At 42.1% G+C, this 23895-nt stretch carries 20 protein-coding genes; 12 read left to right on the top strand and 8 right to left on the bottom strand.

Translation table 11 applies throughout. The features are described 5' to 3' along the window. The first annotated feature begins 51 nt into the window (after positions 1–51). The 6 genes from WA256_RS01700 to WA256_RS01675 all read left to right on the top strand — a co-directional run bounded on the left by WA256_RS01700 (position 52) and on the right by WA256_RS01675 (position 8915). Positions 52–1482, top strand: coding sequence for a peptide MFS transporter (locus WA256_RS01700; protein ID WP_063527708.1), 1431 nt, complete (start codon positions 52–54; stop codon positions 1480–1482). A 115-nt stretch (positions 1483–1597) separates the two neighbouring features. Further along, positions 1598–4321, top strand: a complete 2724-nt coding sequence (locus tag WA256_RS01695) for a metallophosphoesterase (RefSeq protein WP_335988599.1) — start codon at positions 1598–1600, stop codon at positions 4319–4321. A 315-nt stretch (positions 4322–4636) separates the two neighbouring features. Next, complete coding sequence (gene hppD / locus WA256_RS01690) at positions 4637–5683, top strand: 4-hydroxyphenylpyruvate dioxygenase (protein WP_335988597.1); 1047 nt, start codon at positions 4637–4639, stop codon at positions 5681–5683. Between the two features lie 143 nt (positions 5684–5826). Beyond that, positions 5827–7140: a fumarylacetoacetase gene (gene fahA, locus WA256_RS01685; RefSeq protein WP_062564258.1), complete on the top strand. Its 1314-nt coding sequence runs from the start codon at positions 5827–5829 to the stop codon at positions 7138–7140. Between the two features lie 151 nt (positions 7141–7291). Next, positions 7292–8443, top strand: a complete 1152-nt coding sequence (locus WA256_RS01680) for a M23 family metallopeptidase (RefSeq protein ID WP_054561943.1) — start codon at positions 7292–7294, stop codon at positions 8441–8443. Further along, positions 8433–8915 carry a bactofilin family protein gene (locus tag WA256_RS01675; protein ID WP_054561944.1) on the top strand — a complete coding sequence of 161 codons (483 nt, stop codon included), beginning with the start codon at positions 8433–8435 and terminating at the stop codon, positions 8913–8915. The genes WA256_RS01680 and WA256_RS01675 overlap by 11 nt, the downstream gene beginning before the upstream one ends. Here WA256_RS01675 and WA256_RS01670 read toward each other — a convergent pair. Further along, on the bottom strand, positions 8912–9388 hold the full coding sequence (locus WA256_RS01670) for a hotdog fold domain-containing protein (protein ID WP_062564257.1): 477 nt from the start codon (positions 9386–9388) through the stop codon (positions 8912–8914). The genes WA256_RS01675 and WA256_RS01670 overlap by 4 nt on opposite strands. Before the next feature lie 177 nt (positions 9389–9565). Here WA256_RS01670 and WA256_RS01665 point away from each other — a divergent pair, with 177 nt between their 5' ends. From WA256_RS01665 to WA256_RS01650, 4 genes are all read left to right on the top strand, one after another. Further along, the gene (locus tag WA256_RS01665; protein ID WP_062564256.1) at positions 9566–10738 is read left to right on the top strand and encodes a multidrug effflux MFS transporter; all 1173 of its coding nucleotides are present in this window, start codon (positions 9566–9568) and stop codon (positions 10736–10738) included. A 223-nt stretch (positions 10739–10961) separates the two neighbouring features. Next, a complete protein-coding gene (locus WA256_RS01660; protein WP_062564255.1) occupies positions 10962–12803 on the top strand; it encodes a S8 family serine peptidase in 1842 nt (613 codons plus the stop codon). A 98-nt stretch (positions 12804–12901) separates the two neighbouring features. Further along, positions 12902–13534, top strand: coding sequence for a LysE family translocator (locus WA256_RS01655; RefSeq protein ID WP_058585503.1), 633 nt, complete (start codon positions 12902–12904; stop codon positions 13532–13534). Positions 13535–13542: 8 nt separating this feature from the next. After that, entirely contained in the window at positions 13543–14007 is a 465-nt protein-coding gene (locus tag WA256_RS01650; protein ID WP_054551787.1) for a methylglyoxal synthase, read from the top strand. Positions 14008–14039: 32 nt separating this feature from the next. Here the strand turns inward: WA256_RS01650 and yegD are convergent, their stop codons facing one another. From yegD to WA256_RS01620, 6 genes are all read right to left on the bottom strand, one after another. After that, positions 14040–15407, bottom strand: coding sequence for a molecular chaperone (gene yegD / locus WA256_RS01645; RefSeq protein WP_062564254.1), 1368 nt, complete (start codon positions 15405–15407; stop codon positions 14040–14042). Positions 15408–15474: 67 nt separating this feature from the next. Further along, positions 15475–16314: a DNA ligase gene (locus WA256_RS01640; protein ID WP_062564253.1), complete on the bottom strand. Its 840-nt coding sequence runs from the start codon at positions 16312–16314 to the stop codon at positions 15475–15477. 82 nt (positions 16315–16396) lie between these two features. After that, positions 16397–17053: an HAD family hydrolase gene (locus WA256_RS01635; RefSeq protein ID WP_062564252.1), complete on the bottom strand. Its 657-nt coding sequence runs from the start codon at positions 17051–17053 to the stop codon at positions 16397–16399. Between the two features lie 48 nt (positions 17054–17101). Further along, positions 17102–17401: a hypothetical protein gene (locus WA256_RS01630; protein ID WP_054551791.1), complete on the bottom strand. Its 300-nt coding sequence runs from the start codon at positions 17399–17401 to the stop codon at positions 17102–17104. 110 nt (positions 17402–17511) lie between these two features. Next, a complete protein-coding gene (locus WA256_RS01625) occupies positions 17512–19773 on the bottom strand; it encodes a TonB-dependent receptor (protein ID WP_335988580.1) in 2262 nt (753 codons plus the stop codon). Positions 19774–20141: 368 nt separating this feature from the next. Further along, positions 20142–21836, bottom strand: a complete 1695-nt coding sequence (locus tag WA256_RS01620) for a mechanosensitive ion channel family protein (protein WP_335988578.1) — start codon at positions 21834–21836, stop codon at positions 20142–20144. A 155-nt stretch (positions 21837–21991) separates the two neighbouring features. Here WA256_RS01620 and WA256_RS01615 point away from each other — a divergent pair, with 155 nt between their 5' ends. Further along, the gene (locus WA256_RS01615; RefSeq protein ID WP_062564249.1) at positions 21992–22540 is read left to right on the top strand and encodes an HdeD family acid-resistance protein; all 549 of its coding nucleotides are present in this window, start codon (positions 21992–21994) and stop codon (positions 22538–22540) included. A 23-nt stretch (positions 22541–22563) separates the two neighbouring features. Here the strand turns inward: WA256_RS01615 and WA256_RS01610 are convergent, their stop codons facing one another. Then, positions 22564–23436, bottom strand: coding sequence for a mechanosensitive ion channel family protein (locus WA256_RS01610; RefSeq protein WP_058585510.1), 873 nt, complete (start codon positions 23434–23436; stop codon positions 22564–22566). A 197-nt stretch (positions 23437–23633) separates the two neighbouring features. Here WA256_RS01610 and WA256_RS01605 point away from each other — a divergent pair, with 197 nt between their 5' ends. After that, entirely contained in the window at positions 23634–23843 is a 210-nt protein-coding gene (locus tag WA256_RS01605) for a hypothetical protein (protein ID WP_054561957.1), read from the top strand. Positions 23844–23895: the final 52 nt, after the last annotated feature.

Below are 23895 nucleotides of genomic sequence, written 5' to 3'. Positions count from 1 at the left end.
AAAGCAAAAACAATAAGGCCTCAAATAAAAACTTAGAGTTAGGAAGTAAATATGAGTTCATTACCTAAAGCAGGTGACTTTTTAGGGCATCCTAAAGGGTTATTCCTGTTGTTCGGCACAGAAATGTGGGAACGATTCGGTTATTACGGCATGCGCGCCATCTTAGTTTTATACTTAGTAGCGCTTGTACAAGAAGGTGGTTTTGGTTGGTCAAATGCAGACGCATTAAGCCTTTATGGTACCTTCACAATGGCTGTATACATCACCCCACTATTCGGTGGTTGGTTAGCCGATAACGTATTAGGACAACGTAAAGCAATTATCCTTGGTGGTTTATTGATGGCTGCAGGCCATTTCACTATGGGTATCCCACACAGCTACTTAGCTGGCCAAGAAGAAAACGTATTCTATATTGGTTTAACACTTCTTTGTATTGGTAACGGTTTATTCAAGCCAAACATCTCAACTATGGTAGGTGATCTATACAAAGAAGGTGATCAACGTCGTGATGGCGCGTTCACTATCTTCTACATGGGTATCAACCTAGGTGGTGCATTAGGTCCTCTAGTTGCGGGTTATGCTGCAGCTGCAATGGGCTGGCAATGGGGCTTCATCGTAGCCGGTGTTGGTATGGTGTTATCTGTACTTTTACAGCTTGCATTAAGCAACAAATACTTAGGCGATATCGGTGTTGTGCCTTCTGCTAAGCTTTCTCAAGCACAGTCTGAATCAAACACTAAAGAGCCACTAACTAAAGTAGAAACTGACCGTATTAAAGTTATCTTTACTATGAGTGTATTCAGCATCATCTTCTGGATGGGCTTTGAACAAGCGGGGGGTTTAATGAACCTTTTCGCTAACGATTACACAGACCGTATGTTACTTGGTTTTGAAGTACCAGCTTCTTGGTTCCAATCTTTAAACTCAATTTTCATCATTGTTTTTGCACCTTTAGTTGCCATTATTTGGTTAAAGCTTGATAAACGTGAACCAAATTCACCGGTTAAGTTTGCTATTGCACTTATCTTCTTAGCACTTGGTTTCATCACTATGATCCTAGCGCTAATGACACAAGGTCAAGGTGAGCACCTACAAATTAGCATGATGTGGTTAGTTTTATTCTACTTATTCCACACGCTAGGTGAGTTATGTTTATCTCCAATTGGCCTATCTATGGTAAGTAAACTTGCACCTCTACGTTTAGCTTCAATGCTTATGGGTATTTGGTTCCTATGTACAGCGGTTGCAAACAAGATTGCAGGTTTCGTAGGTTCATTCCTAGGTGAAGGTGAAGAAGCGTTAGACAACGCGATGGGTATCTTCATTGGTTTAGGCGCAACAGCGGTTCTTTCTGCTGTGATCATGTACTTACTAAGTGACAAACTAGTTGCTTGGATGCACGGTGCTGAAGGTCAACACGAGCCACAAACGACTGAACACATCCTAGCTGAAGAGCTAGAAGTAACAGCTGAAAAGCAATAATACTTATTCCCCGTAGCACCCGCTGCGGGGAATTTCTCTCTCCCCTATTCCCTCTGCGTCCTTAAAACTGATACTATATTCTGATATTAATTTGGTTTGCAAAGGAACTGAGTAAGTGCGCTCTAACACTCAACTACTGGTCATTATTCTGACCAGCTTATTACTAACAGCATGCGGTGGCGATAAAACAACAAAAGAAGTCGCAACAGCTCCTGATCAGTCTGGTTTGATTATTACTGTCGAAAATGGCGTATCAGCTGAATTCGCACAAGGCGATGTTACACTTAATGCAATAAGTAACACAGTCACAACAGACACCACATTTACTTACACTGAGACGAGTGCTTCAAGCACGGATATAGAGCAAGGTATTGTCTCGAGTATTCATACCTTTCGCCCTAATAACCTGATATTTGCTGAGCCATTAAGTTTAGCTATTAAGTTACCAGATGAACAAACCAACCTTGCCTTTAGCATAGTGCAGTTAGTTGATGAGCAGTGGCAAACTCTCAGTACTGAACAAAGCGATGATGGATTTGCTGTCAGTGATATTACAGAATTTGGTAGTTTTGCTTTAATGTCTCGCACCGTTCCTGCAGCCAGTAAAACCATTGGCGAGCACTGTAATGACACAGCCAGTAACCAAACGGTACGCTTTATTCATGTTGCAGATTTACACGCGCGCTTTGGCTTTAAAGAGCAGTTATTCAGCCGTATTCGCAGTTACTACGACAAGGCTAAACTTGAAAACCCTAATACTTTATTCACCAATGGCGGTGACGATTATGAAAAAGGCACCGTAGCTGAACAAACATCACAAGGGTTAGCCACAGTCGAAGCAATAAAAGCGATGGCCTTTGACGTACGTGTGATTGGTAATCACGACTACGCATGGGGACCTGAGCAACTACTAGACTTTGCCGATGACGATAATGCCATCGTGCTTTCAAGTAACACCGAATATGATGGTAGCGATGATACGCCGTTTGCCGGTGTCGATTTTTCGGTTGTCCAAGTAGGTTGCCTTCGTATCGGCTTTTTTGGCATGACTTCAGTGCCTTGGAATGAACTTGATGAACCAGTTGAAGACGAGCCAATTCCTGATTTTATCGCTAATTTCAAAATGAATTGGCAGTGGCAAGAAGTGGCTGAGCAGCTTGTTAACCAATACCGTCAAGATGTTGATTACATGGTTATGGTCAGTCACTTAGGTGAAGGCACTGACACCCGAATTGCACAAAATGTTACGGGAATTGATTTAGTGCTTGGTGGGCATACTCATGGCGGTGAAAGTTATCAAACCTTAGATAACGGCAGCATTGTCATTCAGCCAAACTTTTTTGCACAAGGTCTGACTGATCTTACCTTAACCTTCAACCTTGAAGATAAGGCACTTGCGGATGTTAATTACAATACAGTTCCAACCGCCAACATTACGACCCTAGATGAAAGCACTAAAACCGCCATCGATGAAATCATGGGTCGCTATGCCCCAGATGCAAACACCGAAATTGCCGTTTCAGAAAACTACCCCACTGCAGAAGAACTCACCACGATTACAGCCAAAGCAACTATGCAGCAGTTCCCTGCGATTGATGCCGCCTTACTTGATGCAAGCCAAGTACAAGATCGTTGGTTACCGGGCACATTAACCCAAGAAGATTTTCATGCCGCGTTTAAGGTTGAACGCCAACCATCGAATACCCCGGGCTTTAATTCAATTTATCAAGTTGAGGTGACAGGCAGCCAGTTGAAAAGCATGCTCGAAAGCCAGCCAGAATGGGTCTCGGTTGTGCCAGATAACATTGATGATGCAAGCACTTACCTCGTTGCTCTATTTAAAGGCCCAGCGCTAAATAGCGAATTGTTCTTCCCTGCTCTGCCAAACTTAGAAGCACAATTGGTCGCTGAAAGTTGGTGGCTACTTGATAACTACGCGCGAGCACGCACCAGCCAATGTTTATATATCGATACCGATAACATGCTTAATGCGTGTAAAGCAGATGATGCGGTCACAGTATGGAATTTTAACAACTCTGAGCAAGGCTTTAGCAGTGACTTTGGCCCTGCAACACTCAGCTTTTATGACCCTGAAGACAAAAATTGGGGGCCAGAAGATAGCCAATTTGCCACCACCACTGAGCTTGAAATTGCTGATTTACCGACGGGTGCCTCAGGCGTGCTCGCCTTTGCTCGCCATAGCCCAACGCAAGGCTTAACCTTAACGGCTAATAGTGCCGCAAACGGTGATTACCAAACAGAAGGCCTTATCGCTGATTACACCTTAGTGATGGATATTATGTGGCCAGAACAAAGCACCAATGAGTGGCGCTCATTACTACAAACCGATATCACTAACAATGATGACGCAGACCTTTACGTTAGCCGAGATAACGCCATCGGTATTGCCACCAGTGACAGTGGTTACTTTGGCGAGCTTACAGCAAACAGCTGGCACCGTATTGCTTTTGTGTTTTATGCTGCTCCAAACAACGGGGCACTAAAAATTTATCTTGATGGCGAGCTGATTGGTATTAAAGATGAAGGTGAAATCAATGAGCGCTGGGCAGTCAACGATGCGGCCTTACTTTTAACCGATAATGACTACGAAACTAAGCCGGGTTACTTAAACGCCTTGTTATTTGCTGGTCGTGCAATGACAGATGCCGAAATTGCCAATATGGGTGCTGCACAGCAGCAACTTAATTTTACGCAATCAACCCGTACCTTAAACCAAGTGGTTGAGCGCCATTATCAAGCTGCGCCACAAATTATGAGTAACCCTTGGTTACAACAACGCAGCAAGTTTTTTAACAAAGCGCGCCAAACTGTAAACTAAGCTATACAATCAACTTAATAAAAAAGGCCATTTCAGGCCTTTTTTATTGCCTGATAAATACTTAAATTTACCTTTAAATACATATAGATAACCACAAAATAGAATAGTAGGCATTAGCCAACCTAGTGGCTTACTCATTACCTTTGAAACTGCAATTGCTGAAATTAAAATCATTGTCCCATTTAATTTACAAAAGGGGCTTTGGCTAAATAGTGCGGGGATCTTCCCCTTATTGAGATTCTGGTTAATCATCCGCTCATTACAGAACAATAATTCTTTTTTAGCGCAGTGCTTATAATTGCGGGAGTAATGACAATGAGCGAAGTAAATAATCCATTAGGCCTAATGGGCATTGAATTCACTGAATACGCAACACCAGATGCAGATTACATGGACAAAGTGTTTACTGATTTTGGCTTCTCAAAGCTAAAAAAATTCAAAGGTAAAGACATTGTTTACTACAACCAACATGACATTCATTTCTTACTAAACAATGAGCGTGATGGTTTCTCTGCTGAATTTGCTAAAAGCCACGGCCCAGCAATTTGTTCTATGGGTTGGCGTGTAGAGAATGCGCAAAAAGCATTCGAGGTTGCTGTTGAGCGCGGTGCAAAGCCTGCGACAGATTCAACACATAAAGATTTACCTTACCCAGCTATTTACGGTATTGGTGACAGCTTAATCTATTTCATCGAGCAATTTGGCGACAAAGGTTCTATCTATGAGTCAGATTTTGAAGATTTAAACGAGCAAAACATTGTTGAAGACAAAGGCTTCATCCGTATCGACCATTTAACCAATAACGTTTATAAAGGCACGATGGAAACATGGGCTAACTTCTATAAAGACGTATTTGGTTTTACTGAAGTTCGTTACTTCGACATTAAAGGTCAAAAAACAGCGTTATTATCTTACGCACTTAAATCTCCGTGCGGTACTTTCTCGATTCCAATCAACGAAGGTAAAGATAACAACAATAACCAAATCGATGAGTACTTAAATGAGTACAATGGTCCGGGTGTACAGCACTTAGCATTCCTAACGAATGACCTAGTAAGCTCACTTGATAAGCTTGACCAATCAACGATTGCGACGCTTGATATCATCCCTGAGTACTACGACACTATTTTTGACCGTGTGCCTTGGGTTAAAGAAGATAAAGAGAAGATCCGTAAGCATCAAATCCTAGTAGATAGCCAAAGCGAAAATTGTTACCTACTACAAATCTTCTCGAAGAACCTATTCGGCCCTATCTTTATCGAAATGATCCAACGTGTAGATGACGGCGGTTTCGGTGAAGGTAACTTCCAAGCCCTTTTCGAATCAATCGAACGTGATCAAGAGCGTCGTGGTGTAATCTAAATCATCATAATGAATAAAAAGCAGCGTTATTCACACGCTGCTTTTTGTCGTTTTAAATTCTGTTTTAAACTAACTGTTTAAATTGCGTTGATTGCCTCCATATAGATAACTAATAAATCAGCGCGAACAAATAAGGAAAGAGTATGAGCCTAATTAACGAAACCCACGATATTAATCTAAAAAGCTGGGTTGCATCTGCTAACGAAGCGAACTGTGACTTCCCAATTCAAAACCTTCCTTTTGCAGAAGTACGTCGTAAAAATTCAGACGAAGCGTTCCGTGGCGCTGTCGCAATTGGTGACCAAGTTATCGATTTAGCGAAAGTAAACGAACTTGGTTTATTCTCTGGTGATGCACAGGTTGCTGTTAAAGCAGCAAGCCAAGCTACATTAAATGAATTTATGGGTCTTGGTCAGCAGTATTGGTCTGCACTTCGTCTAGCGTTATCAAAAGCACTTCGTGAAGGTGCGAGTGAGCAAGCACAATTAAGCGAAGCGCTTATCGCTCAAGCAGACATCGAATTTGCGCTACCGTGCCGTATTGGTGATTACACTGACTTTTATACTTCTATTTACCACGCAACAGCGGTAGGTAGTCTATTCCGCCCTGATAACCCACTTCTACCTAACTACAAATGGGTACCAATTGGTTATCACGGCCGTTCTTCGTCAATTGATGTTTCAGGTCAAACGTTCCACCGCCCTAACGGTCAAACTAAAGCACCAGATGCAGAAGTACCATCATTCGGCCCTTGTAAACGTCTAGACTACGAACTTGAGTTAGGTATCTACCTTGGTAAAGGTAATGAATTAGGCGATGCGATTGCCATTGAAAATGCTGAAAACCACGTATTTGGTTTCTGTGTATTTAATGACTGGTCTGCACGTGATTTACAAGCATGGGAATACCAGCCTCTTGGTCCATTCCTTGCGAAGAACTTCGCTTCGACTGTATCTCCTTGGATTGTTACCACAGAAGCACTGGCACCATTTAGAACAAGCTGGACACGTGACGAAAACGATCCTCAACCAATGGACTATTTAGAGTCAGCTCATAACCGTGAGTTTGGTGCATTCGATATCAAAATGGATGTACAAATCGAAACTGAAAAGATGCGTGCAGCTGGCGAAGCACCAACACAAGTATCTAAATCAAGCTTCAAGCACTCTTACTGGACCGTTGCGCAAATGGTGACTCACCACACAGTAAATGGCTGTAACTTTCAACCAGGCGACATGTTAGGTTCAGGTACGCAATCAGGTCCTGAGCACGAAGAAGCTGGTTCATTATTAGAACTATCACGCGGTGGTAAAGAAAAGATCACCCTAGCTAATGGCGAACAACGTGCTTTCTTAGAAGATGGCGACAACGTAATCATGCGTGGTTGGTGTGAAAAAGACGGTTTTGCACGTATTGGTTTTGGTTCAGTCGAAGGTACAGTACTACCTGCAAAATAAAAATAACTAGCTATTTTTATTTCCAGAACAACGATTAAGGGCATTTTTTGCCCTTTTTTTTGCATTTTTTTCAGTTGAGTTACAATTTTTTGCTGGCTTTTTTAAATCAGATTGCTATCTTAGCTCGGTTATTAGTCAAATTTTGTACGCCATGTTAGTTAAACTTAAGTCTTTTTATCGCACGTTTTTTCCAGCTCGTCAGCTGTTGATCCGTCAAAATGGCGAGGTAAAACACTTAGTATTAGCCCCTTGGGTGCAATTAACGACTTTACTAGTCATTTTAACTGCTATTGTTTGGTTAAGCATTTCGACACTACAAATCATTTCTCAAGCTGACAAGATCACCAGCATTGAACAAACCCAGCTTACCAAACAGCAAGAATGGCAAAAACAGCATTATCAGCAACAAGCTGTCTATGAAAAACAGCTCGAGCAATTAGCCGTACTTGAACAAAAACAAGCGCTATTGCAAAGCATGATCGAGTCATTACCAGAATCAATGAACAAACCGGCACTACCAACCGACGCAGAGCCATTGCTTTTACCTGTTCAGGAGCACGCTGAAGAGTTTCACGCACCTTTAGAAGATGAACAGCAACCAAAGCAAGTTAAACGCTTAGAAAGCATTTCTGAGCGCCTAGCTCGCCTTGATGCAGCTTATAACAACAGCTTTGTTGTATTAGATGAGCAAATTAAACTTCGCCACCAAGAAATTGTTGCTATGTTAGAGGGCGCAGGCCTTGATAGTAGCCTTGCCAATGGTTCGGTATTAGAAGGTACAGATACCGCACAGGGTGGTCCATTAGACTTATTCGACGAATCAAAAATCCCTCTTGAGTTTTTAGCAATTGCCGACAAATTGCTTGCATTAAATAACCTCGAAAACTTACTGAGTGAATTACCACAAACACTTCCTGCTGCCGATTACTACATTTCAAGTAGTTATGGTCTACGAAAAGATCCAATGAATGGCCGCCGCGCTTTTCACAAAGGCGTTGATTTAGCAGGTTGGCATAAAACCGAAATTTTTGCTCCCGCTGACGGCACCGTTTTACGTGCTGGTCGTAATGGCGGTTATGGCAACTTTATCGAACTACAACACAAAAATGGCTTCGTTACTCGCTTCGGTCACCTTAATAAAATTAAGGTTAAAAAAGGCCAAACAGTGACTAAAGACGATGTCATCGGCTTAATGGGTAGTACTGGCCGTAGTACCAGCACTCACCTACATTACGAAGTTTTAGTGAATGGCAAACATGTCAACCCGGTTAAAATAACAAAGGCGCTTTCTCGTGTTCGGTAAAAAAAAACAATCAGCAGCTAGCTCGTCTGGCTCATCTTTAAAAAGAACCAACCACACTCCTTCAATTATTTCTGAAGACGTTCGTTTAACTGGCGGCCTCAGCAGCCAAGGTGAAGTTCAGCTTGACGGTCGCATCGAAGGCGATTTACGCGTTAAACATTTAGTGATTGGTCACACTGGCATGATTGAAGGTGTTATTGAAGCTGACAGTGTCATCGTCAAAGGTAAAATTATTGGTTCGCTTATTGCCAATAAAGTGACAATTGAAAGCACTGCAGAAGTTCATGGCGATGTATTTCATGACACCCTGAGCATCGAAGCCGGCGCAATCATTGAAGGCAGCTTAAAACATCGTAATGAAGAAGATAATGTGGCGCCTATTAAGCCTGAAGAACAAAACAGCTCTTCAATACTGGCTGATGATGACAACGACCTGTCGTTTGTAAACAAACAAGCCGCTGATAAGTCTTAACGTTTTTTAGCGGTTACATACATTGTAATATCCGCGGTGAAAACGAGTTCATCGCGGCTATTATAAACCTTCACGGGTACTAGCAAGTCTTGCTTTTCTAACCACTCACTCGGCACGTCTATCTGGGCCACAGCACGCATGTCTGTGTCAATTTTCGCTAAATAATTCACTGTCATGCCTTTTGGGATCCAGCGATGTGTTTTTGCCGGCACAGTTGCATCAACCATCAAGCCAGCGCATAGCTCAGCAACATTACATTGTGCAATTGCATGGATGGTACCAATGTGATTATGGATTGCTCGGCGATTTTTAACAGTTGCGCTGCAATGCCCAGCAGTTAAATTTGTGATCAATGGCTTTATTGAACCAAAGTAAGGAGCTTTAAAGCACACGGCTTTACTAAACAACCAGTTACCCTTCGGCAGTGACAGGCATTTAGTCCAAATTTTTAATAATGATGATTGTGAGCTCACGACGTTTATCCATTATTTTTATGATGTGAGATAAAAAGCTAACACATCAGACCAGATAGCGAAATGGAAAATTTTTGTAAGCAGTTTTGATGATTACGTATGTATTACACTTTTAGCCAAGTGAACGCTTTTCTTTTCCTTTAGGGGCACATAAAATACCGTTTTAAAGGAGAGCGAATGCAGTCACGCCAGCACAAAAACCTCAGCTTACTATTTATTCTTGGCCTTCTGGTTATCTTTAGCCCGTTAGCAATTGATATTTACTTACCCGCATTTCCGACCATTGCAGAACAATTCAGCGCTTCAGAAAAGCAAATTCAGCAAACCGTCGCTATTTTTATGCTTACCGTTGGGCTTGGACAGCTCATTGCAGGGCCATTAGCAGATAAATTTGGTCGTAAGCCTGTGGCAATTAACGGTGTGACAATTTATGGTTTAGCGGCTTTTGGCGCCTATCTGGCACCTGATTTTACAAGCCTGATGATTGCAAGAGCACTGCAAGGTTTGGGGGCCTGTGCCACATTTGTAGTAGCGTTTGCCATTGTAAGAGATAGATTTGGTAGTGAACGTAGCGGCCAAATCATTACTTATCTTAATGGTATCGTCTGCTTTATCCCTGCCCTCGCACCAATTTTAGGCGCTTGGCTCACAGTACAGTTTGGCTGGCGCATGAACTTTTTATTCATGGCTGTATTTGCACTCATTGGTTTATTCATAACCTTGTTAATGTATAAAGAAACCCGTCCTGCAGATAGTGTATATAGTGGTCATATTCTTGACCTGCGCCGTTTTATGCCAATTATCAGCACGCCATTGTTTTTATTTCATAGCTTAATTTGCTTGGTAACTATGTCGGCTATTTTAGTCTTTGTTACCTTAGCACCTGGCTGGCTTATTACTGAATTAGGTGGCAGTGTTACCGACTTTACTTTCTGGTTTACCTGTAATGCGGTCTTGAGCATTGTTGCAAGCTTTATTATGCCACTGTACATCAAACGCCAACCAAAACGCGCGTTAAAAGCAGGACTCTTGTTGCTTGTAATCGCAGGTGCCTTAATGTTGGCCTTTAGCCAACAACGTACTGCGCTTGCGTTAATGTTTCCGATGTTTATTGCTGCGTTTGGTTTTGCACTGACACTTGGCTCATCAGCAGGCCGTGCACTAAGCTTGTTTCCTAAGCAAGCAGGCACAGCATCAGCACTTATTGGCTTAATGCAAATGAGTGGCGCAAGCTTATTAGTGTTTATAACGCAATTGTTAAATTTGACTACACCAGTATTAATTGGCGTGCATTTTTTAATGCTCATCCCTTTCACCTACTTACTGTTCAAACATAAGCACTTGTCATAAAAAAGTTTTATCATACTTTTTGTCATAATGGGTAAATGAGAATCGTTATATTCTATTTACCCGTTTAGACATCCTGTTATTTCCTACCGTTATAAAAAGCATCTTTCTAGAATAATTTGTTCCAGTTTTATGGATTATTTTGCTTGTACCTATAGCACCATTAAACTATTGTTTACTCACGTTAACATTTAGTTAACTCAACAACATGTTTGGGATACGAATTATGAAAAAGAATAAATTAGCATTAGCACTGATCATCAGTGGACTATGTGCAGCAGGAACTGCAAACGCAGCAAATGACCGTTACATCATTCAAGTAGACAACAATAAAAAAGGCGTAGTTAAAGCACTCGCTAAAAAGCTTGGTGGTGATATTAAAGTTGATGGTAATGGCTTTATTGCAGCGCAATTTACAGGTCATGACCTTGCAAGTGTAAAAGGCTTACTAAACAACCCTCACATCAAACTGGTTGAAGAAGACCAAAAACGTGTACCAATGGCGCTTTATAACGATGACGCTGGTAATGCAATGCAGCAGCAATTAACGCCTTACGCAGTTTACCAATCACAAGCTGATCAAGTTACCTTCGATGCAAATGCTGGCATGAAAGTATGTGTAATTGACTCAGGCTTAGATGCTACAAACCCTGACTTCATTTGGGGTAACATTACAGGTGATAATGACAGTGGCACAGGCAACTGGTACGACAATGGTGGTCCACATGGTACTCACGTAGCAGGTACTATTGGCGCAGCAGACAACAATGTTGGTGTGGTTGGTATGGCACCCGGTGTGGCAATGCACATCATCAAAGTATTCAACGCTGAAGGCTGGGGTTACTCTTCAGACTTAGCACACGCAGCAGATTTATGTTCTCAAGCAGGTGCAAATATCATCAGCATGAGCCTTGGTGGCGGTGGTTCAAATAGCACCGAGTCTAACGCATTTGCTAATTTCACAAGCGCTGGCGGTTTAGTTGTTGCTGCGGCGGGTAACGATGGTAACAACGTACGTTCATACCCTGCAGGCTATCCATCAGTAATGATGGTTGGTGCAAATGATGCGGACAACCAAATTGCAGATTTCTCGCAATTCCCTAGCTGTACATCTGGTCGTGGTAAACGCGCTACTACAGATGAAACTATCTGTGTTGAAGTAACAGCAGGCGGTGTTGATACTCTTTCTACTTACCCTGCTGGTATGGCAACGTCAGCTAGCTTAGCAGCTGATGGCGCAGGCTTTGCTACTTCATCAATGGAAAACTCAGGTAATGCATCAGGCACAGCGTATTACATGGGTACTGCTGAAAGCGTAGATGCTGGCGCAGCGGGCAAAATTTGTATGATTGACCGCGGTAATATCTCGTTCTATGACAAGGTAAATAACTGCGAGAACTCAGGCGGTATCGGTGCTGTTATCATCAATAACGAAGCAGGCATGTTATACGCTACATTAGGCGAAACTAACGATACAACAATTCCAGCTGTCGGTGCGGCACTTGAAGACCGTTCAGCTCTTCTTTCAAGCACAACTATTGATATCGCAATTGGTACTAGTGATTATGGTTTCATGAGCGGTACATCAATGGCAACACCTGCTGTTTCAGGTATCGCAGCGCTAGTATGGTCAAATCACCCTGAATGTACGGGTACAGAAATCCGTGATGCACTAAAAGCAACGGCAGAAGATCAAGGTGCTTCTGGTCACGATGTTTACTTCGGTCACGGTATTGTTAAAGCAGCTGACGCAGATGCATACCTAACAGCCAATGGCTGTGCAGGTGGTGGCGATAATGGCGGTGGCACAACACCAGGTAGCGATGATATTAGCCTTTCTACTTCAGGTTACAAATCGAAAGGTACAGCGTATGTAGATTTAAGCTGGAGTGGCGCTGCTACAAGCACTGTAGATGTTTACCGTAACGGCAGCAAAGTAGGCTCAGTGGCAAACACTAACAGCTACACTGACACTATCACAACAAAAGGCGGTGGTACTTACACTTACCAAGTATGTGAGGCACAAAGCACAACTGTTTGTTCAAACAATAGCACTGTGACATTCTAATACTTTCCCCAACCCAAATCAGCGGGCATTGATTGCCCGCTTTTTCTTTTTCTAGAAGCTTGTTAAAATCAACTACCTAGCTTTTTATCTTTGTGCCGATGATCAATCCAGAATTTCTACTGTCGTTTTTAGGCGCCAGCTTTTTAATTGCCGTAGCTCCCGGCCCTTCTAATGCATTTTTAATGGCACAAACCTTTGCCAATGGCCGTAAAGCCGGGATGCAAAGTGCCTTTGGTTTTGCCTTAGGTGGTGTGGTGCATACTTTTTTTGCGGTGGTGGGTTTAACAGCAATTTTAAAAGCGTCGACTGTTGCCTATACCACAGTGCAGTATTTAGGTGCAGCGTACCTGTGCTATTTGGGCATAATGACGCTAAAAGACACCTTTACACAGCCTGAGTCAGAGTGCGAAGAAAAACCCCATGTAAGTACCAGTAAAAAGCAAAATGTGATGTTTCAAGCAATGATGACCGAGGTACTTAATCCAAAAGTCGCTCTATTCTTTATTGCGTTTATTCCGCAGTTCGTCGATCCGAGCTTGTCTTCAACGACCTTTCAGCTCGCTTTTTTTGGTTTACTCTACCCGCTTTTTGCTTTTCCTATCGACTGCACGTATATTTATTTCGGCGATAAGATAGCCAGCTATTTTCGTGAGCACCCACAAACCCAAATTTGGATTGATCGGATCACGGGGCTGGTGTTTATTGCACTAGCAATTAACCTATTGATATAAGAGCACTTATGGAACAAAAACAACAAGCCTTACCAGCCAAAAAGAATATTGCCCTCGTAGCCCATGATGGTAAAAAAGCTGCCCTTCAGGCGTGGTGTGAAAAACACCAAGACATTTTAAGTAAGCACACGCTATACGGTACGGGCACAACAGGTCATTTAATTGAGCGTACAACAGGGCTTGAAGTGATTAAGCTGCTAAGTGGCCCTATGGGGGGCGATCAACAACTCGGTGCTAAAATTGCTGAACATGAAGTGCACATGCTGGTGTTTTTCTGGGATCCACTTGCATCGCAGCCTCACGACCCTGATGTAAAAGCATTACTGCGTTTAGCTGCGGTTTGGAATATTCCTGTTGCCTGTAATGAAGTCAGTGCGGATATGCTATTAAGCTCACCTATGATGGAAACTGAGCTGTGCCGCACGTTGCCAGATTACGAAAAATACCTTGCAACGCGCCAAGTGACTCTTTAGTTCTATAAGTCGATATATCAAAGTGGGGGCTATTAGCTATAAAGCTTGTGCGCCCACTTAGTTAAACCTGCAGTAACACTACCAAAGTGATCCCCGTTCAGCATAGTAATATCACCCAAATGGGCTTTTAACGCGGCTTTGATCAGTGGTGATTGCGCGCTACCGCCAGTTAAGTAAATGACATCAGGCGTTGTGCCTGCTTCTTGAATCGCTTGTTTAGCTAGGCTCACTATCTGGCTTATCGAATCATCAACAGCTAAAGCGAGATCTTTTAGCGTTAAGCACTGCGTTAAGTCTGAATCTAAAAAGCGCAAATCTGTAGTAAATTCATTCGCTGACGAGAGCGCAATTTTTGCCGCCTCGCCTTGCTGCACTAATTGATGACCTTGCTTATTTTGCTGCAATTGAATTAAGCGTTTAAAAAGCGCAGGCTCTTTAACTTCACGAAGTTGAGTCAGTAACTCACGATAATGGGCATCGCTATAAAACTGGCTTTGCAGATTTACATCATTGATTTTACAAGCTTGCCAAAACGGTTGATTCGGAAGAGGAAGACCCGATTTAAACTCAGTGCCTAAACCTAGCAATGGCATTAAACCATGAAAGCTCAGCGCAATATCTAAATCATTTCCACCCACACGCTTACCACTGTGAGCTAAAAAGTCATTGTCACGGCATTGCTTATCACGAAAGCTAGGCCCCATTTGTACAAATGAGCAATCGCTAGTACCCCCGCCAATATCGACAACCAACACTTTTTGGTCTTGCTGTAATGAGGTTTCATAATCAATCCCCGCCGCTAATGGCTCATACAAAAAAGACACCTCTTTAAAGCCTGCACGCTTTGCTGCTCGCTCTAATATGCCCAGCGCTTGTTGATTAGACTCTTCACCACCGACTGATTGAAAGTTTACCGGTCGTCCAATTACCGTTTCTGTTAATGTGTCTTGCAAAGATTGCTCGGCGCGTTGTTTAATTTTTAAAATCATCGCCGTGGCAATGTCTTCAAAGAAGTTTATTTGCCCTTGCTTTAAGCCTACTGCACCAAAGAATGACTTAGGTGACTTTACAAAGTAACCTTCTTCAGGAAATTGCACATACTCACTAATTGCTTCTCGACCTATAAATAAGGTCTCATCACCAGCTTGAATATCTAGGTCAGATTTAATACGAGGAATGGTATTTAAAAGCGCTTGTCGCTCAGTTTTAAAGTCGTGCTCAAATGGGCTACCCGTAAGGTGTTTTGTCACAAAATCGACAACTAATGCACTGTGATGAGTATAAAGTGTTGATGGTAAATATTGCTTACCCTGCTCAAGCGGCACTAAAGAGACTTGTTGCTCGTTATTCATTACACCGATTGCACAATTTGAGCTACCGTAATCAAAGCCTGCAAACATTCTAACACCTATACATCAATAAAAAGGCCGCGAAATTTACCATAGTCGCAGCCGTTTTTGAATGACGCTATGGCGTTTCATGTAAAAAGCTTGCAAAACGTGGTAGGCCATTCTTAGTAAAGCCATGATATTTGTAGGTAATTGTACTACCTATCGCTGGGGGCGATGATCTTTGTTGATCGGTAAACCCCGAGCCAATTTTAAACTCGGTACCGTCACTGCTGCGCACCTTGAGTGCACCAAGCATATTTTTATACTTACCCTTTCCTGCGATATAACCGATTACAATCGCTTCAGCATCAAAATAAGGCTTTAACTTTAGCAATGCATCACTTCTCCCTGCACTATGCTTTGCAGCTGCTAGATGCAGCATGACGCCCTCAGCTCCTTGTGCGATTAGTTCATCCATAAACAAACTAAGTTGCTTGTTATCATTAAAGTGCATTTGCGCAACGGCTTTAATATGCTCACTTTGCAGCTGGTTTACTAACCTTGTGTAGTTTTCATAGCGTTGACTAAATGGCGTTGTCGCATCCGGCATATCAAATATCATGTAATTGACGGTTTGCCATTCTGATTCTACAGGTGTGATTTTTCGAACGATCCCGCTCACATTGGCAAAATCTTGGTGCTTAGTCCAAAGCTCTCCATCAAGCCATACACCTGGCAGTGGATCTGTGAACCACTTGGGGGCATAAATTGGGTTACCATTTCGGGTTACTAATTGACTCCCTGTCCAAATAGCCCGAACGCCATCATATTTTTCACTAACTAAATAGTCAGATACATTTACCTTTTCGGCTTGATAGACGTTTGCTAAAAGGACTGAAGGGGCTTGTTGCGCTTCGGCTGAAAAGCCTATAAATAACGTGATTGCGCACAAAAGCGCACGAGTGAATTTAACCATAATTGCTTCCTTGCAAATTTGTGAGTATTAACTGGCCTGGCTTTGACTACTTAACAAAAGCAGCTTAGCAACAGTCAGCTAATTATAGTTTAGTTTGTAGCCATTTGAAAAATTCGTTCAAATCAGCAAACACACCCGCGGCTTTACTAAAATCATGCTCTAACGTGAAATGATTCGGCACCGCATACACAGCAACACCGGCATTGCTTGCTGCAGTGACACCTGTAAAGGTATCTTCGACGGCTACAGCCTCATTAGCCTTTATATCTAGCGTATCTAGAGCTAATTGATAAGGGTCACCAGCAGGTTTAGGATTATTAACATCATCTTTGGTAACCACACAGTCAAACCAATCGAAAATGCCATAGCCTTTTAAAATAGGATAGGCTTCATCTTTTGCACTACCTGTTACTAATGCCATTTTTAAACCACTGGCTTTGACTTGCTCAAGCACCGCTTTTGCGTGTGGCATAAAGGCAGGCAAATTAGTACTAACAAAACGGCCAAATGCAGCGTACTTATCATCCGTTAATTGCTCTGGGCTAATAGTAAGCCCATAATTTGTCACAACCTCTTTAGCGGCTTCAAGTGTTGGTCTTCCTGAGAAGCGCTGACAAAACGTAGCTTCATCATACTGCACGCCAAAAGGAGCTAACAAATCATTCCAAATATTAAAATGCACACTTTCAGAGTCAACCAAGGTGCCATCCATATCAAACAATACTGCTTTTAAAGTCATCCTCATTCCTTCAAAGTAAAAAGGTGCCATAGGCACCCTTAAATATGATTATTCAGTTAAGCCCGCAGGTGGCTCAGCAAACGCTTCTTCGCCTGTTTCTACATCAACCAGCTCGTAGCCACGTTGCTTTCTTACCACTTTTAAAATCGGCTTAGAAAACGCTGTTTTTAAACGATCTGCATCTGCTTCAAGTTCTTCGACTGTATTACCAAATGGTGCTGCACCGGTTTCTGACCAGTTAGTCACTTTACCATTTAAGTTATATTCAACTTCATGAATTTGATATTGTGCCGCTTCATCTTTTGTTGCTTCACAAAAAATTACACGGTAGTTCCAAAATCCAGCCATAGTTATTCTCTTTCTCTTCAATTAATCCTGCCACTTTAGCAGTTACCAACGCGATTATAAACGAAAAAACCCGCTATACAGCGGGTTTTAATAGGACTTATTATTTCAGCTTAGAAGAAGCTTACTTTGAACTCAGCACCGATGTAACGCTCTTCGTTCACCATTGCTGTGTTGTTATTGAAGTCGATAGCACCGATTGATTGTTGCTCGTCGAACATGTTACGAACGAATGCTGATACTTCATATTCGTTGTCGCCTTCGGCCCAAGCATAACCTGCACGTAAACCTACTTCAGTTAATGGCTTGCCTTCAAACTCAACTGACTCGTATAAGAAGTAGTTGATTTCGCTGCGGTAAGACACGTCAGCGTAAGTGAAGAATTCACCGTCAGCCATTTCGCGGCTATAGCGTAATGTAAGGTTAGAGATCCACTCAGGTGCGTGAGGTAAGCTGTTACCATCAAGGATAGCTTGGCCTGCGCTGTTTAATGAGTTTGTTACAGTACACTGCGCACATACGTCAACGGCTAGGTCTTTATCATCAAGCTCAGTGTTGTTGTAGCTTAAGTTAAATGTAGCGTTTAGGTTGTCAGTTAATACCCACTCAGTGTCTAACTCAAAACCGTAACCAGTTGTCTTATCGGCATTAACTAAACGGTTGAAGTTTGCACCACCACCTACAGCTGTTAATTGTTGGTCATCCATTGTGTAGTAGAACACAGTTGCGTTTACACGACCTTGGCCGTCAAGTACGTCTGATTTGATACCTGTTTCGAAAGACGTCACAGTTTCAGACTCAGCAACAGTTACTTCGTCACCGAATAAGATACGACCTTGGATACTTGGTGCACGGAAGCTGTTAGCAACACGCGCGTACCAGTTTACGTCGTCGTTGATCTTGTAGTTAGCAGATAAATCCCAGCTAACGTGGTCGTCACTTGGATTTTCTGTTAGGAATAACGCACCGCCACCTGCTGGGCTTAAAGTACGGTTTGCAGAGAACTCTTTTTCGTCATCTGAGTAACGTAGACCTGCAGTGACTTTTAGATCATCAGTGATTGTGTAATCTAATGAACCGAATACCGCCCATGCTTTTGTATCTTGCTGCTGGATAACATAGCCGTTTAACTCACCTGGTGTTGAACCATAAGTGTCGTAGCTGAGGTTTTCGATTGTTAGCGCTTCATCAAAGTAGAAAACACCTACTTGGAAGTTTACATCGCCAGCATAGTTGCTAGATAAACGAAGTTCTTGCGTGTATTGGTCTTGATCTGGAATACCGTCAGCACTTTCAGAATAAAACGGGATAAAACCTGGGCCCATATCTGGTAAGTAGCTTGCACCGTAACCACCGTCGATGTCAGCGCGAGAATAGATTTCAGCGCTTTCCCATGCAGAGATTGACGTAAGAGTTAAATCATTGATATCCCACTCAAGCTTCAAGCTTGCGCCTTGAGATTCAACTTGTTGTGTCGCACGAGAAGCAGCATCGTGGTAAACCACATCATGTTCGTAGTTATCAGCTAAATCGTTTGTGCCTGCTTTAATAGCGTTACCACGGAATGCGATTGGCGTACCGTCCATATCACGTACGTGGTAGTTGAAAAGACCTGTGAAATCGTCACCTTCATATAAGAACTGAACACGTGCCGCTTTTTCAGTGTAACCACCTAAAACGTCATCTTGTTCAAAACCAGGTGCACGGTTATCGATGTAATCGTCTTTTTCTTGCCAAAGTACAGAAACACGCGTTGATAAACGGTCTGTTAGGCCACCGCCAACAGCACCTTCAAAATCAACTGCGCCACGGCTACCGTAAGAAACTGAGCCATAGCCTTCAAATTCTTGTGATGGCTTAACTGTATCAAATTTAACAAGGCCAGCCGGTGTGTTACGACCGAATAAAGTACCTTGTGGGCCACGTAGAACTTCTACACGTGCTACGTCAAATACAGGGAAACCTTTTAAGATTGCGTTCTCTTGAACAACTTCGTCTACAACTAACGAAACTGGTTGAGAAGCATTTAGGTCAAAGTCTGTGTTACCTAGACCACGAACATAAAAGCGTGGGAAAGAACGACCAAACGAAGATTCGATTGATAAGCTTGGGATCTTCGCATTCATAAAACGAATATCCATACCAGCTGAGCTGTAAGCGTCTAAGCTGTCACCTTGTAATGCAGATACAGCTACAGGTACTTCCTGAGCGTTTTCTACACGTTTACGAGCGGTGATTTGAATAACTTCTAGTTGGTTGTTTTTTTCTGCTGTCGCTTCGTCGGCAGCAAGAGTTGAAAATGAAGTACCTGCTACGGCAGAGAACAACGTTGCATTGATAAGTGTTGCTAACGTAGATCTTTTCATTGCTTTCATGTCGGGTTTTAACCTTTTTTATGCACTCTTATTCAACGGTGATGATGTTGCGTCAATTCATTTGACGGGCTCGGCCAATTTTTCGCGCCTTGTAATAAGCTGCGCGGACCTCTAGTTCGAGAGTGCAAAACGAAGTAAAGAGGCTGAACGAACGCTGACGATTATAACACTTTATGACACTTTTACTGCATTAAAAATTATAAATATACAATTTTTTTACAACAATTAGCGGCAACATCGCCGCATTTAGAAGATTTTATGCAATTATTTTTCACCAAAGCGGACATATGTCCTGTGCATCTAATTACAACAATGTGTAGACATTATGTACAAATGAGAGCCGCTTTCATTTACCCCTTTTTTAGCAACTAATCAGTCACACGTGCGAATTCTGGGTTAGCTAATTCACATTCATGCTCATTTAATAAGCCTAAGATTGCTAAATTTAATTCTTCGATTACTTCCATATAAAAAGCGAAGTCGACGGTCTCTACGTAGCTTAGTACATCCACTTGTAAAGCCCAAGGCGTGAAGCCTTTAAAGCGAACACGGCAAGGCTCAAAGGCAATGTGCTTGTGTTGCTCTAAAAGCTCTCTTAGGGCTTGCATAAACGACATTAGGTTTTGTTGCTTAGTATTGGCACTGAGCATCAATTTAGGTCGATAAGAAATACGCTCCCGTTCCGAGATATTCTCAAGCTGCATATCAACAAACTTTGCATTCGCTACATAGATAACTGAACGATCAAGGGTTCGAATTCGCGTTGCTCTTAGCCCTATTTCTTCTACCGTGCCTAACTGGCTGCCAAACTTACATAAGCTACCTATTTTTACTGGTGCAGAGATATATAAGGTGATTGCTGCAATGATATTCTCAACAGTTTTTTGCGCTGCAAGAGCAATTGCAAGGCCACCAATACCTAAACCTGCCAGTAAGGTAGTGGCATTAAAGCCTAAGTTTTCAAACCACATGAATAGCAACGAAATGACAATCAGGGTTTTAGCTACATTACTTATAGGGCGTAATAAGAAAATCGCTTGTGGTTTATCTTGTCTAATAAAGCGCTGGCTTAATCTGTGTTTGGCAAGATCAACTGCCCGTATGCAAATCCAGCCCCAAGCGATCAATAACACGGTCGCGCCATGGAATAGCGCCATCACAGCAATAGTTACATTAGATTGGTCGTTCAATGAACGCGCCATAAATACCGCAAGCAACAGGCTAACCGGCCCATTAATAAAACCAATAACGTCTTTTTCTACAGGGACTTTTAAGTGTGCGAGAATAAACGTGATTATGCGGGTAATGATAATCGCGACCGCTAAAAACAGTACAAATGTGAAGGCAAAATAAATCCACTGCCAAAGCATCACACCCAAAAATTCAATGTCTGGTAGGTTATCGTAAAGCCACTCACCAACTCGGTTATAGCCATACTCTTTGGTGAGTAGAGGGATTTGACTTACGGTGGCATTCGATATTTTCCAGATCCGGTTACCTGTTTTATCATCAGGTACACTTTGCAATAAAATTTGCACCTTACCTTGTGAAGTGCTGATTTCTCCAACCAAATCACGATAACTAGGCACGCTTTCTTTTTGTTTTCCTTTAGGCTTATTGCTCAAGTTATCAACATCGACCCATAAGGTACGATCAAGTACCACTGATAGATTTTCAGCAAGCTGAATTTTTCCTAATGCCTCAACTTCTTTGGGTAAGTTACGATAGTCAAGATAATGGCTGGCACGTTCAAAATCTCGGTCCCGGGCCGCTTTTAAGTACCCCTGCATGGAGCTGCGTGGCGTAATTCGGTCAAAAGCATCATAGGGTAAGTCATCTTCAAGAGGCTCCTGCACTTTTTCCGTTGTAGCAGGTGTATTCGTTTCAGATTCTTGTTTGGCCGGTTTTTGTTCGGCTTGCTCTTCCTTGTTGTCTTTATCAATTAAGGATTTAACGGTCACTTCTGGTGTGGTTGTTGCCCATAATGGCGCATTAAACAACAGTAAAAAACACACTAATAACTTACTAAATTGTAATGAAAACTTGGTATTACAACGGCTCACACTCTATTCCTTGTTCGATAAACATTAAATCGCTGAAATAATCAGCTAATTAAATTAGAGCATGGTTTGTGTAACTGTACAAAAAATAATTAAAAATCTTTGCAAGCAAGCACTGAAATGTTAGTTATATAGAGACTTAAGCAAAGGATACTATTATGCAAATCTCAAGTTCACTGATCCCTCATTGGTCATCATTAATGATCCACGGTGCCATTGCCATCGTTTTTGGCTTATGTGGTTGGTTTGCCCCAGAAGCCTCATTAGCGATTCTGATGTTTATTTTCGCCGCTTACTTTTTTGTCGATGGTGCCATTAGAACTTGGTTAGCTATTGCTTCAAAAAATGAAAACCCACTTTGGTGGATGCTATTAGTGGGTGGTTTAATTTCAATTGCTGCTGCACTTGTAACCCTGTTTGCTCCCAACGTAACGGCTATCTTAATGCTGTACTTTATTGCCGCATGGGCCATTGCTATCGGCGTGATTGAAATATTGATTGCCAGTAAACTACGCAAAGAGATCAGTAATGAATGGCTGTTAATTGGTAGCGGTATTATTTCAATTATCTTTGGTGGTTATCTGATATTTAACCCTGGCGCGGGCATAATCACTCTACTTTGGCTAGTTGCAACCTATGCCATCGTATTTGGCATAATGATGGTGTTGCTTGCTATGAAGCTGAAAAAGCTCAATGAACAAGCATAAAAAAAGCGGCTAAGCCGCTTTTTTTATTTTTGGTTATTACGCCTTGTTAAAGCTATCTCACCATCGATATGAATATCGCGCTGCGGGAATGCAATGGTAATGTTGTTTTCAGCAAATACTTTATAAATGCTAAAACGCAGCTCACTGCGCACTTGGCGAAGCGGTGCTTCTGATTCAGCACAGACCCAGAAAATGGCACTAAAAGTTAAAGAGCTATCAGCAAAGTCATCAAATAACACAGATGATGCAGGTGTTTTTAAAATGGCTGGGTGATCATCAAGAATTTGCTTCATCAGCTTCTCTACAAGCACCACGTCTGAACCATAAGCAACGCCAACATTCACAAATGAACGGGCATTACGGTCAATTAAGGTCCAGTTAGTTACTGTGTTTTCTAATAATTGGCTATTTGGTACCAGCATATGCACCCCATCGTTACGGCGGATACGGGTTGAGCGAGTATTAATTGTCTCAACGACTCCTTTAGCTGTGCCCACTTCTAAAAAATCACCAATACGAATTGGTCGCTCCCACATTAAAATCCAACCACTAATAAAGTTATTGATAATGTTTTGCGCACCAAAACCAACACCAATTGCAATGGCACCAGAAACAAATGCAAACGCTGTCAGAGGAATGTTGAGTACCTCTAGCGAGGTAAACACAAGCACTGCGATGGTCACTACAAGGTAAATACGGGTAAATAAATGAACCGCGTCAGGGCCTAAGTTTTTTGCCAGTAATGCTTTTTTAATTAACCGACCAATCCAGGTGACCACAAACCACATTAAAAACAGTACCAAAGGTACTTGAATTACTTTTAGTACAGTAATTTGCACATCGTTGTAGGTGAACAATACAAACGATAATGCAGATTGCAGATCAGCAAGGGTCATAAATTAACATTCCTAGTAAAAATCAGTTTGGTTCAGTTGTGACTAAGTTTAGCACGGCATAATAGGTGAAAACTTGGTAAATACTAAGTTCTTTATGCGCAATATGCGCTAATTATTAACTATTTTAGCCTACAGCTGCTATATACATAGAGAGAGCTTGAGGTTTCACAGGCTTTGAATAGCACGAGGAGAACACAATGTCACAAATGACACTCACACAAAAACTTGCCACTTTACAACCCTTGGTTGATCTAAACTTATTTGAATCAAGTTTAGAGTACCGTAACCGCATCTTAAACTTACTTGCTGAGCAAGAGCACTCACTGAATTTAATTAACAAAGAGTTTGGCAACGCTATGCCAGAAAGCTTTGGCTCAGAGAAAAAGTTTGTGTTGGGTTACAACTAACCTATGGTGATTTATTACCAACAAGATTTAAACTGGCAGCTAGTGCCACTTT

The organism is Pseudoalteromonas sp. CH_XMU1449-3 (genome assembly GCF_037027245.1).
Lineage (GTDB): Bacteria > Pseudomonadota > Gammaproteobacteria > Enterobacterales > Alteromonadaceae > Pseudoalteromonas > Pseudoalteromonas shioyasakiensis.
Note: the sequence above shows the minus strand (reverse complement) of the source record. Positions and strands in the feature narration are given on the sequence as shown.

Bases quoted from the DNA above. Each gene is read 5' to 3' on its own strand.
- WA256_RS01700 (WP_063527708.1), top strand. From the start codon at position 52: ATGAGTTCATTACCTAAAGCAGGTGACTTTTTAGGGCATCCTAAAGGG.
- hppD (WP_335988597.1), top strand. From the start codon at position 4,637: ATGAGCGAAGTAAATAATCCATTAGGCCTAATGGGCATTGAATTCACT.
- fahA (WP_062564258.1), top strand. From the start codon at position 5,827: ATGAGCCTAATTAACGAAACCCACGATATTAATCTAAAAAGCTGGGTT.
- WA256_RS01680 (WP_054561943.1), top strand. From the start codon at position 7,292: ATGTTAGTTAAACTTAAGTCTTTTTATCGCACGTTTTTTCCAGCTCGT.
- WA256_RS01665 (WP_062564256.1), top strand. From the start codon at position 9,566: ATGCAGTCACGCCAGCACAAAAACCTCAGCTTACTATTTATTCTTGGC.
- WA256_RS01660 (WP_062564255.1), top strand. From the start codon at position 10,962: ATGAAAAAGAATAAATTAGCATTAGCACTGATCATCAGTGGACTATGT.
- WA256_RS01655 (WP_058585503.1), top strand. From the start codon at position 12,902: ATGATCAATCCAGAATTTCTACTGTCGTTTTTAGGCGCCAGCTTTTTA.
- WA256_RS01650 (WP_054551787.1), top strand. From the start codon at position 13,543: ATGGAACAAAAACAACAAGCCTTACCAGCCAAAAAGAATATTGCCCTC.
- yegD (WP_062564254.1), bottom strand. From the start codon at position 15,407: ATGTTTGCAGGCTTTGATTACGGTAGCTCAAATTGTGCAATCGGTGTA.
- WA256_RS01640 (WP_062564253.1), bottom strand. From the start codon at position 16,314: ATGGTTAAATTCACTCGTGCGCTTTTGTGCGCAATCACGTTATTTATA.
- WA256_RS01635 (WP_062564252.1), bottom strand. From the start codon at position 17,053: ATGACTTTAAAAGCAGTATTGTTTGATATGGATGGCACCTTGGTTGAC.
- WA256_RS01630 (WP_054551791.1), bottom strand. From the start codon at position 17,401: ATGGCTGGATTTTGGAACTACCGTGTAATTTTTTGTGAAGCAACAAAA.
- WA256_RS01625 (WP_335988580.1), bottom strand. From the start codon at position 19,773: ATGAAAGCAATGAAAAGATCTACGTTAGCAACACTTATCAATGCAACG.
- WA256_RS01615 (WP_062564249.1), top strand. From the start codon at position 21,992: ATGCAAATCTCAAGTTCACTGATCCCTCATTGGTCATCATTAATGATC.
- WA256_RS01610 (WP_058585510.1), bottom strand. From the start codon at position 23,436: ATGACCCTTGCTGATCTGCAATCTGCATTATCGTTTGTATTGTTCACC.
- WA256_RS01605 (WP_054561957.1), top strand. From the start codon at position 23,634: ATGTCACAAATGACACTCACACAAAAACTTGCCACTTTACAACCCTTG.